This window comes from Massilia sp. UYP32 (assembly GCF_050434365.1).
GTDB lineage: Bacteria > Pseudomonadota > Gammaproteobacteria > Burkholderiales > Burkholderiaceae_D > Telluria > Telluria timonae.
On the sequence record NZ_JBNDIK010000005.1, the window covers coordinates 44,517 to 58,456 of the forward strand.

At 67.3% G+C, this 13,940-nt stretch carries 13 protein-coding genes; 9 read left to right on the forward strand and 4 right to left on the reverse strand.

Annotated elements, in window-relative coordinates; translation table 11 throughout:
* Nucleotides 1-23 precede the first annotated feature (23 nt).
* From ABIB42_RS05225 to ABIB42_RS05255, 7 genes are all read left to right on the forward strand, one after another.
* Nucleotides 24-1,871 (forward strand): ABC transporter transmembrane domain-containing protein, encoded by a 1,848-nt coding sequence (locus tag ABIB42_RS05225; protein WP_005670301.1) that lies wholly within the window; start codon nucleotides 24-26, stop codon nucleotides 1,869-1,871.
* A gap of 157 nt (nucleotides 1,872-2,028) precedes the next feature.
* The gene (locus ABIB42_RS05230) at nucleotides 2,029-4,050 is read left to right on the forward strand and encodes a methyl-accepting chemotaxis protein (RefSeq protein ID WP_429248002.1); all 2,022 of its coding nucleotides are present in this window, start codon (nucleotides 2,029-2,031) and stop codon (nucleotides 4,048-4,050) included.
* An 81-nt stretch (nucleotides 4,051-4,131) separates the two neighbouring features.
* On the forward strand, nucleotides 4,132-5,247 hold the full coding sequence (locus ABIB42_RS05235) for a threonine aldolase family protein (RefSeq protein ID WP_005670296.1): 1,116 nt from the start codon (nucleotides 4,132-4,134) through the stop codon (nucleotides 5,245-5,247).
* A 4-nt stretch (nucleotides 5,248-5,251) separates the two neighbouring features.
* Entirely contained in the window at nucleotides 5,252-6,046 is a 795-nt protein-coding gene (locus ABIB42_RS05240) for a thymidylate synthase (protein ID WP_005670294.1), read from the forward strand.
* Complete coding sequence (locus ABIB42_RS05245) at nucleotides 6,043-6,540, forward strand: dihydrofolate reductase (RefSeq protein WP_005670292.1); 498 nt, start codon at nucleotides 6,043-6,045, stop codon at nucleotides 6,538-6,540. Before ABIB42_RS05240 ends, ABIB42_RS05245 begins: the two co-directional genes overlap by 4 nt.
* Complete coding sequence (locus ABIB42_RS05250) at nucleotides 6,540-7,172, forward strand: DUF4337 domain-containing protein (RefSeq protein ID WP_184237407.1); 633 nt, start codon at nucleotides 6,540-6,542, stop codon at nucleotides 7,170-7,172. The genes ABIB42_RS05245 and ABIB42_RS05250 overlap by 1 nt, the downstream gene beginning before the upstream one ends.
* 174 nt (nucleotides 7,173-7,346) lie before the next feature.
* A complete protein-coding gene (locus tag ABIB42_RS05255; protein ID WP_071363048.1) occupies nucleotides 7,347-9,605 on the forward strand; it encodes an arginine/lysine/ornithine decarboxylase in 2,259 nt (752 codons plus the stop codon).
* A 188-nt stretch (nucleotides 9,606-9,793) separates the two neighbouring features.
* Here the strand turns inward: ABIB42_RS05255 and dcd are convergent, their stop codons facing one another.
* Nucleotides 9,794-10,360: a dCTP deaminase gene (dcd, locus tag ABIB42_RS05260; protein WP_005670287.1), complete on the reverse strand. Its 567-nt coding sequence runs from the start codon at nucleotides 10,358-10,360 to the stop codon at nucleotides 9,794-9,796.
* A gap of 135 nt (nucleotides 10,361-10,495) precedes the next feature.
* On the opposite strand from dcd, the gene ABIB42_RS05265 reads away from it, so the two are divergent.
* Nucleotides 10,496-10,774, forward strand: coding sequence for a hypothetical protein (locus ABIB42_RS05265; RefSeq protein ID WP_184237413.1), 279 nt, complete (start codon nucleotides 10,496-10,498; stop codon nucleotides 10,772-10,774).
* 8 nt (nucleotides 10,775-10,782) lie between these two features.
* Here the strand turns inward: ABIB42_RS05265 and ABIB42_RS05270 are convergent, their stop codons facing one another.
* From ABIB42_RS05270 to ABIB42_RS05280, 3 genes are all read right to left on the reverse strand, one after another.
* A complete protein-coding gene (locus tag ABIB42_RS05270; protein ID WP_429248003.1) occupies nucleotides 10,783-11,574 on the reverse strand; it encodes an alpha/beta fold hydrolase in 792 nt (263 codons plus the stop codon).
* Nucleotides 11,575-11,636: 62 nt separating this feature from the next.
* Nucleotides 11,637-12,554, reverse strand: a complete 918-nt coding sequence (locus ABIB42_RS05275; RefSeq protein ID WP_005670282.1) for a hypothetical protein — start codon at nucleotides 12,552-12,554, stop codon at nucleotides 11,637-11,639.
* On the reverse strand, nucleotides 12,551-13,120 hold the full coding sequence (locus tag ABIB42_RS05280) for a Spy/CpxP family protein refolding chaperone (protein WP_005670280.1): 570 nt from the start codon (nucleotides 13,118-13,120) through the stop codon (nucleotides 12,551-12,553). The genes ABIB42_RS05275 and ABIB42_RS05280 overlap by 4 nt, the downstream gene beginning before the upstream one ends.
* A gap of 133 nt (nucleotides 13,121-13,253) precedes the next feature.
* Here ABIB42_RS05280 and ABIB42_RS05285 point away from each other — a divergent pair, with 133 nt between their 5' ends.
* Nucleotides 13,254-13,940 carry a response regulator transcription factor gene (locus ABIB42_RS05285; RefSeq protein ID WP_005670278.1) on the forward strand — a complete coding sequence of 229 codons (687 nt, stop codon included), beginning with the start codon at nucleotides 13,254-13,256 and terminating at the stop codon, nucleotides 13,938-13,940.

Consider the following 13,940-nt stretch of genomic DNA (forward strand, 5'->3'; position numbering starts at 1 on the left):
AACGACCGACACGCCAAAACACGATGACCACCCGTAACACCAGCAAGACCGACCCAGAATCATCCCGCAAGAGCAGCCTGGCCACCCTCAGGGGCTTGAGCCCCTTCCTGCGTCCCTATCGCCGCCAGTTCCTGCTGGCCGGCATCGCGCTGCTGTTCGCCGCCGGCGCCACCCTGGCGATCCCGGCGGCCTTCAAGCAGATGATCGACCTGGGCTTCGGCGCAGCTTCAGCCAGCGCGGCCGCCGGCGCCGCGATCGAAGGCGGCAGCCTGGAACACATCAACGCCACCTTCCTGGCCCTGTTCGGCGTCGCCGCGGTGCTCGCGGTGGCCACCGCGGCGCGCTTCTACATGGTGTCGTGGCTGGGCGAGCGCGTCACCGCGGATATCAGGAGCAGCGTCTACGGCCACGTGGTGCGCCAGAGCCCCGAATTCTTCGAGACCACCCGCACCGGCGAAGTGCTGTCGCGCCTGACCACCGACACCACCCTGATCCAGACCGTGGTCGGCACCAGCATCTCGCTGGCGCTGCGCAACACGCTGCTGTTCTTCGGCGGCCTGGTGATGCTGTTCGTGACCAGCCCGCGCCTGACCTCCATCATCCTGGGCCTGCTGGTGCTGGTGGTGCTGCCGATCGTGCTGTTCGGGCGCCGCGTGCGCAAGCTGTCGCGCGATTCGCAGGACCGCATCGCCGACGCCTCGGCGGTGGCCGGCGAGATCCTGAACGCGATGCCGACCGTGCAGGCATTTACCCGCGAGGGCCATGAATCGGGCCGCTTCTCGAGGGAAGTCGAAGGCGCCTTCAGCACCGCGATGCGCCGCATCCGCGCCCGCGCCACGCTCACCATGCTGGCCATCGTGCTGGTGTTCGGCGCCATCGTGTTCGTGCTGTGGCTCGGCGCACACGCCGTGCTCGAAGGCACCATGACCGGCGGCGACCTGGGCCAGTTCATCCTGTACGCCGGCATCGTGGCCGGTTCGGTCGGCGCCCTGTCGGAAGTGATGGGCGACGCCCAGCGCGCCGCCGGCGCCACCGAACGCCTGCTCGAACTGCTCGGCGCGCAATCCGAGATCCAGGATCCGCTGCAACCCAAAAACCTGCCCGCGCGCACCGAGAATGGCGCCCGCGTGACGCTCGACGACGTGACCTTCGCCTATCCGTCGCGCCTGGACGAAGCCGCCCTGTCGCATCTCGCGCTCGAGATCCGCCCCGGCGAGACGGTGGCCGTGGTCGGCCCTTCCGGCGCCGGCAAGACCACCCTGTTCCAGCTGCTGCTGCGCTTCTACGATCCGCAGGCCGGCAGCATCCGCCTCGACGGCGTGGACGTGCGTGACCTGGCGCTGCAGACGCTGCGCGGCGCGGTCGGCATCGTGCCGCAAGATACCGTGATCTTCTCGCTCGACGCCATGGAAAACATCCGCTACGGCCGTCCGGACGCGAGCGACGACGAGGTGATCGCGGCGGCCAGGATGGCCGCGGCCCACGATTTCATCGAGCGCCTGCCGCAAGGCTACGCGTCGTTCCTGGGCGAGCGCGGGGTGCGCCTGTCGGGCGGCCAGCGCCAGCGCATCGCGATCGCGCGCGCCCTGCTCAAGAACCCGCCGCTGCTGCTGCTGGACGAAGCCACCAGCGCGCTCGACGCCGAATCCGAACGCCTGGTCCAGCGCGCGCTCGAAGCGGCGATGGTCGGCCGCACCACCATCATCATCGCCCACCGCCTGGCCACCGTGCAGCGGGCCGACCGCATCATCGTGCTGGACGAAGGCCGGATCGTCGAATCCGGCACCCACGCCGAGCTGATCGCCCTGCGTGGCGTGTATGCCAACCTGGCTGCGCTGCAGTTCCAGACCCATGCGCCGGTGGCAGCATGACGAGGCGCTCCGGGCAATCCGTAGTATCACGTAGCAATCCATCAAGCTGTTGTTACAGAGCGACCAGGTAGCATTCCAAAACTCACTAAATATTGCGGTAGGAAAAGTTTGCGAGGTATGATCGCGGCTTATATCCCTCTATTTTTCCTCGCTATAAATGAGCAACCGCAAATTTAGTCCAGCCAGCTGGAATGTTGGCACGCGCATCAGCGCCGTCACCTTTTTGCTGGCCGGCGCCATCATTGCCGCCCTGATCGCGACCATCACCGTCCTGACCTTCGGCATGCTGGAACGGCGCGCCATCGACAGCGTGAGGAACGAGCTGCACGGCGTCTCCAGCACCGTCGAGCTGTTCAACAAGACCGTCAGCAGCCAGGCGGTCAGCTTCGGCCGCATCTTCCGCGCCGGCCTGCCGGGCGACTTCGCGCTTGACGAAGCGACCACCGTCGACATCGGCGGCCGCCAGGTGCCGACCCTGAGCGTGGCCGGCCAAGCGCTCAACCTCGACTTCAGCGCCCCGGACGCCTTCACCGAACGCACCGGCGGCAACGCCACCATCTTCGCCGCGTCCGGCGAAGACTTCGTGCGCGTGTCGACGTCGGTCAAGAAGGAAAACGGCGAGCGCGCGGTCGGCACCGCCCTCGACAAGGCCTCGCCGGCCTACCCGGCGCTGCGCGCCGGCCGCAACTACGTGGGCCTGACCACGCTGTTCGGCAAGCAGTTCATCACCCAGTACGAGCCGGTGCGCGACGCCTCCGGCAAGGTGGTCGGCGCGCTCTACGTCGGCGTCGACATCACCGCCGACGTGGCCGCCCTGAAGGAGCGCATCCGCGCCGTCAAGGTCGGCGAGACCGGCTACTTCTTCGTGCTGTCGTCGGCGCCGAAGACCTATGGCGACCTGATCGTCCACCCGAGCAAGGAAGGCGAGAACATCCTCGACAGCCAGTCGGCCGACGGCCATGCCTTCATCAAGGAAATGCTGGAGAAGAAGGAGGGCACGATCAGCTACGACTGGCAGAATCCGGGCGAGCTCCAGGCACGCGAAAAATTCGCGGCCTATTCCGAGATGAAGGACTGGAACTGGGTCATCGCCGGCGGCACCTACCGCGACGAGATCACCGCCGCCGCAACCGAGCTGCGCAACCGCTTCATCCTGTTCGGCCTGGCGGCGCTCGCCGTGCTGGCCAGCGTGCTGTACTTCCTGGTGCGCGCCACCGTCACCCGTCCGCTGGCCGAAGTGCAGGCGGTCGCCGCCCGCATCGCCGACGGCGACCTGACCGCCCAGGTCAAGGCGCGCCGCGACGACGAGATCGGCCGCCTCACCGGCGCCATCAACGAGATCGGCGCGCGCCTCTCGAGCGTGGTCGGCCAGGTGCGCGACGGCGCCGAGCACATCGCCACCGCCTCGCAGGAAATCTCGACCGGCAACCTCGACCTGTGCAGCCGCACCGAGGAACAGGCGGCCAGCCTGGCCACCACCGCCTCGTCGATGGACCAGCTGACCACGACCGTGCGCCAGAACGCCGACAATGCGCGCCAGGCCGACCAGTTGGCCCGCAGCGCGTCCGAAGTCGCCCAGAAAGGCGGCAGCACGGTGTCGCAGGTGGTGGCGCGCATGGATTCGATTTCCCAGGCGTCGCGCAAGATCTCGGACATCACCAGCGTCATCGACGGCATCGCGTTCCAGACCAATATCCTGGCGCTGAATGCGGCCGTGGAGGCGGCGCGCGCCGGCGAACAGGGCCGCGGCTTCGCGGTCGTGGCGAGCGAGGTGCGCAACCTGGCCCAGCGCTCGGCCGCCGCCGCCAAGGAGATCAAGGTCCTGATCGAAGCGTCCAACAGCGAAGTCGATGCCGGCAGCCAGCTGGTCGCCCAGGCCGGTGTCACGATGCAGGAAGTGCTGGACAGCGTGCAGCGCGTGACCGACATCATGTCCGAGATCAGCAGCGCCAGCCAGGAACAGACGCAGGGCATCGAAGAGATCAACCGCTCGGTGGTCGAGATGGACACCGTGACCCAGCAGAACGCGGCCCTGGTCGAAGAGGCCAGCGCCGCCGCCCAGGCCATGCACGAGCAGGCCGACGCGCTGGCGCGTTCGGTGCGCCGCTTCCGCCTGGCCGACGAGCGCGAGGCCGCCACGCTGGCGGCCCCTGCCCGCCGCGCGCTGATCGCGAACTGAGTTTCTCAGAGCTCCCCATGCGGTTCTTTGAACCGCGCCGGCGGCGGTGTACAGTAACGGCTCGCCTTCCAGGAGCCCGTTTTGTCCGACACCGACCTGCAGCGCCGCTGCCACACCATCTTCCCCGGCCATCGCCAGCGGCGTCCGGCCGAACTGTTCGCCGCCATGGCCGCCTGGTGCGAGGAGCACGACGTCGACCACGACGTCTATGGCAACGGCGCCCTGATCCAGGACTTCGAACGCAAGGTCGCCGCCCTGCTGGGCTTCGAGGCGGCCGTGTTCTGCATCAGCGGCACCATGGCCCAGGTCACGGCGCTGCGGCTCGGGGCGTCGGACCGGGGCAGCCGCCTGGTGGCCCTGCATCCGACCTCGCACATCTTCGTTCACGAACGTTCCAACTACCAGATGCTGGACCATTTCCAGGCGCTGTCCGTGGGCGACCGTCACCGCCCCTGGGTCGAGGCCGACCTGGCGGCGGTGCCGGACCGCCTCGGCGCCGTTGGCCTCGAGATCCCGATGCGCGAGATCGGCGGCCAGCTATCAAGCTGGGACGAGCTGGAAGCGATCAAGCGCCACTGCCGCAGCCGCGGCATCCACCTGCACATGGATGGCGCGCGCCTGTGGGAGGCGCAAGCCGGTCATGGCCGCGGCGTGGCCGAGATCGCGGCCGGCTTCGATTCGGTGTACGTGTCGCTGTACAAGGGCATCGGCGGGCTGGGCGGCGCCATGCTGCTCGGCAGCCGCGCCTTCGTGGATCGCTGCGCCGAGTGGTTCCGGCGCCAGGGCGGCAACGTCATCCACCGCTCGCCCTACATCGTGGCGGCGGCGATGCAGTTCGACGAGCGGCTGGCGGCGATGCCGGCGTATTTCGAGCGCACCCGCTTTCTTTACCAGGCCTTGCGCGCGCATCCCGAACTGCGCGTCAATCCCGCCGCGCCTCAATCCAATATGCTGCATGTCCACCTGCCGGTCGACCGCGAGCGCGCGCTGGCGGTGCGCGATGCGCTGGCGCGCGAGCACGGCATCTGGATGTTCAACCGCGCCGTGCATGGCGCGCTGCCGGCGTCGAGCGTCGTCGAGATCTACGTCGGCGACAACCTGCTGTCGATGTCCGACGAAACGGTGCGCGAAGCGCTGCGGCGGTTTGCCGCGGCACTGGTGGCGAATGCTAAAATGACAGATTCTCCGAAACCGTAACGCAATGCGCCAATATCTCGAATTCATGCGCCATGTGAAAGAGCATGGCGCCATCAAGACCGACCGCACCGGCACCGGCACCCGCTCGGTGTTCGGCTACCAGATGCGCTTCGACCTGCAGGAAGGCTTCCCGCTCCTCACCACCAAGAAGGTGCACCTGAAGTCGATCATCCATGAACTGATCTGGTTCCTGCAGGGCTCGACCAATATCGCCTACCTGAAGGAGAACGGCGTCAGCATCTGGGACGAATGGGCCGACGCAGAAGGCAACCTGGGCCCGATCTATGGCTACCAGTGGCGCAACTGGCCGACCCCGTCGGGCGAACACATCGACCAGATCGCGCAGGTGCTCGACCAGATCCGCACCACGCCCGACTCGCGCCGCATGATCGTCTCGGCCTGGAACGTGGCCGACGTGCCGCAGATGAAGCTGCCGCCCTGCCATGCGCTGTTCCAGTTCTACGTGGCCGACGGCAAGCTGTCCTGCCAGCTGTACCAGCGCAGCGCCGACATCTTCCTGGGCGTGCCCTTCAACATCGCCTCGTACGCGATCCTGACCCACATGATGGCGCAGCAGGCGGGCCTGGAGGTGGGCGACTTCGTCTGGACCGGCGGCGACTGCCACCTGTATTCGAACCACATGGAGCAGGTCGAGCTGCAGCTGTCGCGCGAGACCCGCGCGCTGCCGCGCCTCGAGATCAAGCGCAAGCCGGACTCGCTGTTCGACTACCGCTTCGAGGACTTCGAGATCACGGGTTACGATCCGCATCCCGCGATCAAGGCGCCGGTGGCCGTATGAACAGCGCGCCCCGCCTGACCCTCGTGGTCGCGGTCGACGCCAACAACGGCATCGGCCTGGACAACCAGCTGCCCTGGCACCTGCCCGAAGACCTGGCGCACTTCAAGCGCGTCACCCTGGGCAAGCCCATCATCATGGGCCGCAAGACCTTCGACTCGATCGGCCGCCCGCTGCCCAAGCGCCGCAACATCGTGGTCACCCGCAATGCCGGCTGGTCGCACGAAGGCGTCGACAGCGCGGCCTCGCTGGGCGCCGCCATCGCGTTGCTCGATGGCGAGCCGGCCAGCATCATCGGCGGCGCCCAGGTCTTCATCGAAGCCATGAACGTCGCCGACGCCATGATCGTCACCCACATCGACCACGCCTTCCGCTGCGATGCCTTCTTCCCGCCGATCGACCCGGACGTATGGGTCGAGACCGCGCGCGAAACCCACCGCGCCGAAGAGCAGGGATTCGACTATGCCTTCGTGACCTACGAACGCAGGGCCGCCTGATGAGCGAAACCGCACGCCCACCGGGCTCGCGCGGCGGCGACGGATTCGCCGCCCGCGTCGCGGTACTGATCGCGGTGCTGGCCACGCTCGGCACCCTGTTCGCCTTCCTGGGCACCTCGTCGCACAACGACGCCAGCCTGCACAAGACCCAGGCGGCGATGGAAAAGACCAGCGCCGCCAATGCCTGGAGCCACTACCAGGCCAAGTCGAGCCGTCAGAACCTGGCCGAGCTGGCCGCGACCCTGCCCGGGGTCGACGGCGCGCGCTACCGCGGCGAGGCCGAGCGCTACCGCGAAGAGAAGGACGTCATCCGCAAGGAAGCCGAGCGCTGGGAAGCGGCGTCGAGCGAGTCGAACCGCCGCTCCGAGGAAGCCCTGCACCGCCAGCGCCAGTGGGCCGCGGCCTCGGTGGCCCAGCAGATCGCGATCTCGCTGGCCGCCGTCGCGCTGCTGGCGCGCCGCACCTGGCTGCTCACGCTCACCGGCGCGGTGGCGGCCTTCGGCATCACGCTGGGGCTGTTCGCCTTCGTGCACGGCAGCGTCACCGCGCTGTCGCCGATCCCGCTGGTCGGCGCGCTGGCGGCGGCGCTGCTGACCGAGGGCATCCGGCGCGCGGGCCGAAGAATCGACTAGAGTGCGCCACCCTTCCGGAACAGTGGCTAACCTAGCAAAAAAACTTGCACCGGGACCCGCGTTTTCTGCGAAAATCCGCTTCTCATTTTTCTACGGTGCCGTGCGCGGCGGCCAGCTCCCCCGGAATGACCGGCGGACCTGCCGCTTCCACGGCGCTTCGTTTTGGAGCTGTCCATGAAATTTCGTTTCCCTATCGTCATCATCGATGAGGACTTCCGCTCGGAGAACACCTCCGGTCTCGGCATTCGCGCCCTGGCGGCCGCGATGGAACAGGAAGGCATGGAGGTCGTCGGCGTGACCAGCTATGGCGACCTGTCCCAGTTCGCCCAGCAGCAATCGCGCGCATCGGCCTTCGTCCTGTCGATCGACGACGAGGAATTCGGCGGCGGCTCGCTCGAAGAGACCGATTTCGCGCTGACCGGCCTGCGCGCCTTCGTGAAGGAAATCCGTCACAAGAACGCCAACATCCCGATCTATATCTACGGCGAGACCCGCACCAGCCGCCACATCCCGAACGACATCCTGAAGGAGCTGCACGGCTTCATCCACATGTTCGAGGACACCCCGGAATTCGTGGCGCGCCACATCATCCGCGAGGCCAAGGCCTACCTCGACAGCCTGGCGCCGCCGTTCTTCCGCGCGCTGGTCAACTACGCCTACGACGGCTCCTATTCGTGGCACTGCCCGGGCCACTCGGGCGGCGTGGCTTTCCTGAAGTCGCCGATCGGCCAGATGTTCCACCAGTTCTTCGGCGAGAACATGCTGCGCGCCGACGTCTGCAACGCGGTCGAGGAACTGGGCCAGCTGCTCGATCACACCGGCCCGGTGGCCAAGTCCGAGCGCAACGCCGCGCGCATCTACAGCGCCGACCACTGCTACTTCGTGACCAACGGCACCTCGACCTCGAACAAGATGGTGTGGCACTCGACCGTGGCGCCGGGCGACATCGTCGTCGTGGACCGCAACTGCCACAAGTCGATCCTGCACTCGATCATCATGTGCGGCGCGATCCCCGTGTTCCTGATGCCGACCCGGAATCACCTGGGCATCATCGGCCCGATCCCGCTCGAAGAGTTCACGCCCGAATCGATCGCCCGCAAGATCGAGGCGAATCCGTTCGCGCGCGACGCCGTCAACAAGAAGCCGCGCATCCTCACCATCACCCAGTCGACCTACGACGGCGTCGTGTACAACGTCGAGACCCTGCGCGAAATGCTGGACGGGAAGATCGACACCCTGCACTTCGACGAAGCCTGGCTGCCGCACGCGACCTTCCACGACTTCTACAAGAACATGCACGCGATCGGCCAGGACCGCCCGCGCGCCAAGGAGTCGATGATCTTCTCGACCCAGTCGACGCACAAGCTGCTGGCCGGCCTGTCGCAGGCATCGCAGGTGCTGGTGCGCGAATCCGAATCGGTCAAGCTCGACCAGGACGCCTTCAACGAAGCCTACCTGATGCACACCTCGACCTCGCCGCAGTACTCGATCATCGCGTCGTGCGACGTCGCCGCGGCCATGATGGAAGCGCCGGGCGGCACCGCCCTGGTCGAGGAATCGATCCTGGAAGCGCTGGACTTCCGCCGCGCGATGAGGAAGGTCGACGAGGACTTCGGCGACGACTGGTGGTTCCAGGTCTGGGGTCCGGATAAGTTCTCGGAAGAAGGCATCGGCACCCAGGACGACTGGATGATCCGCGCCGAAGAGAACTGGCACGGCTTCGGCAAGCTGGCGCCAGGCTTCAATATGCTCGACCCGATCAAGGCCACCATCGTGACCCCGGGCCTGGACCTGTCGGGCCAGTTCGGCGAGACCGGCATCCCGGCCTCGATCGTCACCAAGTACCTGGCCGAGCACGGCGTCATCATCGAGAAGTGCGGCCTGTACTCGTTCTTCATCATGTTCACCATCGGCATCACCAAGGGCCGCTGGAACACGCTGGTGACGGCGCTGCAGCAGTTCAAGGACGACTACGACCGCAACCAGCCGATGTGGCGCGTGATGCCGCAGTTCGCCTCGGCCAACCCGCGCTACGAGACCCGCGGCCTGCGCGACCTGTGCACCGAGATCCACACCTTCTACAAGTCGCGCGACGTGGCGCGCCTGACGACCGAGATGTACCTGTCGGACATGGTGCCTGCCATGAAGCCGTCGGACGCCTTCGCCAATATGGCGCACCGGAAAATCGAGCGCGTCGCGATCGACGAACTGGAAGGCCGCATCACGGCGATCCTCTTGACGCCTTACCCGCCGGGCATTCCGCTCCTGATCCCGGGCGAGCGCTTCAACAAGACCATCGTCGACTACCTGCGCTTCGCGCGCGACTTCAATGAACGCTTCCCGGGCTTCGAGACCGACGTCCACGGCCTGGTCAAGCGCGAAGTCGACGGCAAGCGCGGCTACTTCGTCGATTGCGTGATGCAGGACGCGTAAGCGGGGGGCGAGCCCTCCGCCCGCCGAGAGAGGCCCGGAGCGATTCCGGGCCTTTTTTTTCGCGTGTCGTCGCAGCGCATGAACGCGACCGACCAGGCGTCCGGCCACGATGAACCTGATCTTCGCTCAGGAGAAGGTGCTGCGCTTCCTGCCGGCGCGCGCGGCGCGCCAGGAAGACTGATGACCGATCAGGTCTTCGGCAGGGTCACGCCGTGCTGGCCCTGGTACTTGCCGCCACGGTCCTTGTACGAGGTCTCGCAGACTTCGTCGCTTTCGAAGAACAGCACCTGGGCGCAGCCCTCGCCGGCATAGATCTTGGCCGGCAGCGGGGTCGTGTTCGAGAACTCCAGGGTCACGTAGCCTTCCCATTCCGGCTCGAACGGCGTCACGTTGACGATGATGCCGCAGCGCGCATAGGTCGACTTGCCCAGGCAGACGGTCAGCACGTTGCGCGGGATGCGGAAGTATTCGATGGTGCGCGCCAGCGCGAACGAGTTCGGCGGGATGATGCAGACGTCGCTCTTGACGTCGACGAAGGAGTTCGAATCGAAGTTCTTCGGGTCGACGATGGTGCTGTTGATGTTGGTGAACACCTTGAATTCGTCGGCGCAGCGGATGTCGTAGCCGTACGAGGAGGTGCCGAAGGAGATGATGCGGCGGCCGTCCTGCTCCCGGACCTGCTTCGGCTCGAACGGCTCGATCATGCCGGTGCTCTCCGCCATGCGGCGGATCCATTTATCGCTCTTGATAGTCATTATTGGTATTCCAGCAGGAAGAAAATCCCGCGATTTTACGCGAAATGCCGGCGCCGGTGCGGGTCGGCGCGCATGCGCCAGGAATATTTGATTGCCCACCGACGCGATGTTGAATACCATAAGTCAATACACTACATGGAGATTCATATGGTCGTCTCGAAAGTCCCGTTGGTACTGCTCCTGGCCGCCCTCGCCGGATGCGCTTCCCCGCCCGCCACCGAGCAGGCGCCCGCGTCGCCCCCGGCCGCGGCCGCGCAGCAAACCGCCGCCAATGCGCCGCTCGACGAACCGATGACCGGCTCGCGCATCCGCAAGCGCAATGCGGATGGCGGCGACCGCACCGTCAAGACCGTCGGCGCGCAGGACGCGCGCAATGCGCTCGACACCTCCGTCAGGCCGCTCAACAGCAACTGAGATAGCGGCTAAGCCAGCAGCCGCTCGATCATGGCGTGCGCCAGGCGCGCCGTCTCCTGCGGCTTCTCCAGCGGATACAGGTGGCCGCCTTCGATCATCACCAGGTTCTCTCCCACCAGCTTGCGCGTCGGGCCCATGCCGGCCTGGCGCATTTCTTCCGAGCGGGTGCCTGCGATGAAGCCGACCGGCACCGGGAACGGTGCGCGCAGCACCGCATCCATGTGGTGCGGGAGCGTCTGGTAGATGGCCGATTCGACGTCGCGCCGGAAGCGCAGGGTGACGCCGTCCGGGTGCGGCGCCAGGCCGTGTTCCAGGTAGTCGTCCAGTGCGCCCGGGGCCCAGGCCTGGAAGATCGGCTTGGCGCTGAAATGCGCATACGCGGCTTCGCGGCTGGGCCACAGCTCGCGGCGCTTGCGGGCGAAACGCGCCGGCGACAGGCGTTCGCCCCAGCCGGCCAGCTTGGCCAGGCGCCAGCCCAGCGCGCGCCAACCCGCCACCACCGGCGAATCGAGCATCACCACGCAGCGCGCCAGGTCCGGGCGGCGCTTGGCCGCCAGCATGCACAGCATCCCGCCCAGCGAATGGCCGACCAGGATCGCCGGCTGGCCATAGCCTTCCAGGTGTTCGACCAGTTCGTCGACCAGCGCGCCCCAGCCGTCGGCGACCGGATGGCGCGGATCGTGGCCGTGCATGTCCAGGGTGCGCACGTCGTAGTGCTCGCGCAGCAGCGCCAGCAAACGGTTGTAGGTGCCGGCCGGGTAGCTGTTGCCATGGGCGAAATGAAGCAGGGGTCTGGACATGGGGCGCGATCGAATGCAGGAGCGCCCCATTGTAATGTCCAGCGCCGCCGGGCGCTCCGCCTTTAGAAGGAAACGCCTACTACCAGCTCGGCGGTATAGCCCTGGACCGCATTGCCTGTTACGCTCGCCATCTGCAGCGCCGTGCCGTCGCTGAAGACGTTGTCCGTCGCGTAGCTGATGCGGGCCAGGTTGCGCACGCTGCTGGCGTAGCCGCTGCTGGCGTAGGCATCAATGAGCGTCGCCTGCGGGAAGGCGAACTGCGAGGTCTTGATCCGGTTGGCCGCGCTGTTGGCCTTGGCCAGGCTTGGATAGACCTCGAAGTGCACGTGCGGCATGCGGCCGTCATAGCAGCCCGGGAAGATGGTCGTGAACGTGACCCAGCCTTCGCTGTCGGCTTCCTGCACGCCGCGCAGGTAGTTCTCGTCCACGATGCCGCTCGAGTACATCGAGTAGCCGCCTTCGCGCGTGCAATGCCACAGATAGACGGCCGCGCCGCCGGCCGCGGCGCAGCCCTGGGTCACGTTCTCGATCTTCAGCCGGATCACCAGCGGCACGCCCTGGGCCACGCCGCTGGCGCCACCCACGCTGGCGCGAATATCGCTGCGCACGATGCCGGACAGGATCAGGGCATTGGCCACGCCGTTGGCGTTGCGGTTGGTGCCGTCGCCCGGATAGGGGCCGCCGGTCTCCTCGGGAATGACGGAACAGGCTGCATTGCCTCCCCCCGTGCCGCCGCTCGTGCCGCTGCCGGTCGTGGTGGTCGAGGTCGAGATGCCGTAGCCATCGTCGACGCTGCCGCCGCCGCAGCCGGCCAGCGGCATGGCCGCCGTGCTCACGCCGAACCCCAGCCAGCGCAGCGACTGGCGGCGCGTGGCCGGCCGCGCCAGCAGGCGCGCCAGGTCGGCGCCGAGTCCGAGATGGTGATCGTCGTGCTGGTCGTGATGCTGGTCCGACCCAAGGATGGTGGCCGGGACGCTCATTTGGCGGCCTCGCGCTGCTTGGCGCGCGCGCCCTTCGTGTCGGCCCTGCCCTTTCCGCCTTCGCCGCGCGGCCGGTCGAGCCGTGCGCGCTGCTCGGGCGTGAGCACCGCCTTGATCTGGGCGTCGGTCCGCAAACGCAGCAATTCCTGGTCGGCGATCGCCTGGCCCAGGGCCTGGGCGCTGGCGGAGGCGCGCGCCTCGTCGAGTTGGGGCGCACGCGCCAGTTCGCCCAGCGCCTGGCCGGCCTTGCGCTCGGCCTTCTCCAGCTCGCGCCGCTTTGGCGCCTGCGCGTGCAGGATGGCGAACACGCGATCCTGCTGCGCCTCGCTCAGGTCGAGACCGCGCAGGAAGGGCGGACCGGCGTGCGGGCCTGGTCCGAATGGCGGGAACGGACCCGCTGGGTCGAATGGGCCGTCGGCGCGGCCGTCCGCTTGCACGACGCCCGGGCCGGCGTCGTGGTCTTCAGCGGGCGGCATCGCTTGCGCCAGGACGGCGGGGGCGGCCAGCAGGCAGGTGGAAAGCAGCGCGGCGGCGCGCAGCGTGGTCAATCTGGTGTGCAGGGTCATCACGGATCCTCCGGTGTCTTGGAGCAGCCATTGTGTGGCGGGCAAGTGTAAAACGCGCCTAAGAGAGGTAAATCCGGGTAAAGCCGCGTCCTGCGGAAAAGACCGCGGCGCGCGACTGCGCTATCCTGTCGCCATGAACCATGTATTGCTTATCGACGACGACGTCGAACTCGTCGGCATGTTCGCCGAATACCTCGAACAGGAAGGTTTCAGGGTCACCTGCGTCCACAACGGCGACGATGGCGCGCGCGAAGCGCTCAGCGGCCGCCACGCCATCGCCATCCTCGACGTCATGATGCCCGGCGCCAGCGGCATCGACGCCCTGCGCCAGATCCGCGCCGCCAGCCGCATCCCGGTCTTGATGCTGACCGCGCGCGGCGACGACGCCGACCGCATCCTCGGCCTCGAACTCGGCGCCGACGATTACGTGGCCAAGCCCTGCACGCCGCGCGAACTGACGGCGCGGGTGCGCGCCATCCTGCGCCGCACCCACGCGCAGCCCGAGAGCAGCCCGGGCGCGACGCTCACGGTCGGCAAGCTGACCATGCATCCCGAGGGGCGGCGCGCCACCTGGGATGGCCAGCCGCTGGACCTGACCAGCACCGAATTCAACCTGCTGGAAGTGCTGGCGAGGAATGCCGGAAAGCCGGTGAGCAAGAACGAGCTGTCCGAGCAGGGCCTGGGGCGGCCGCTGGCGCGCTTCGACCGCAATATCGACGTCCACCTGAGCAGCCTGCGCCACAAGCTGGGACCGCTGGCCGACGGCCGCTCCTGCCTGCAGACCATCTACCGCCAGGGCTACCAATTGATCAAGGAGTAG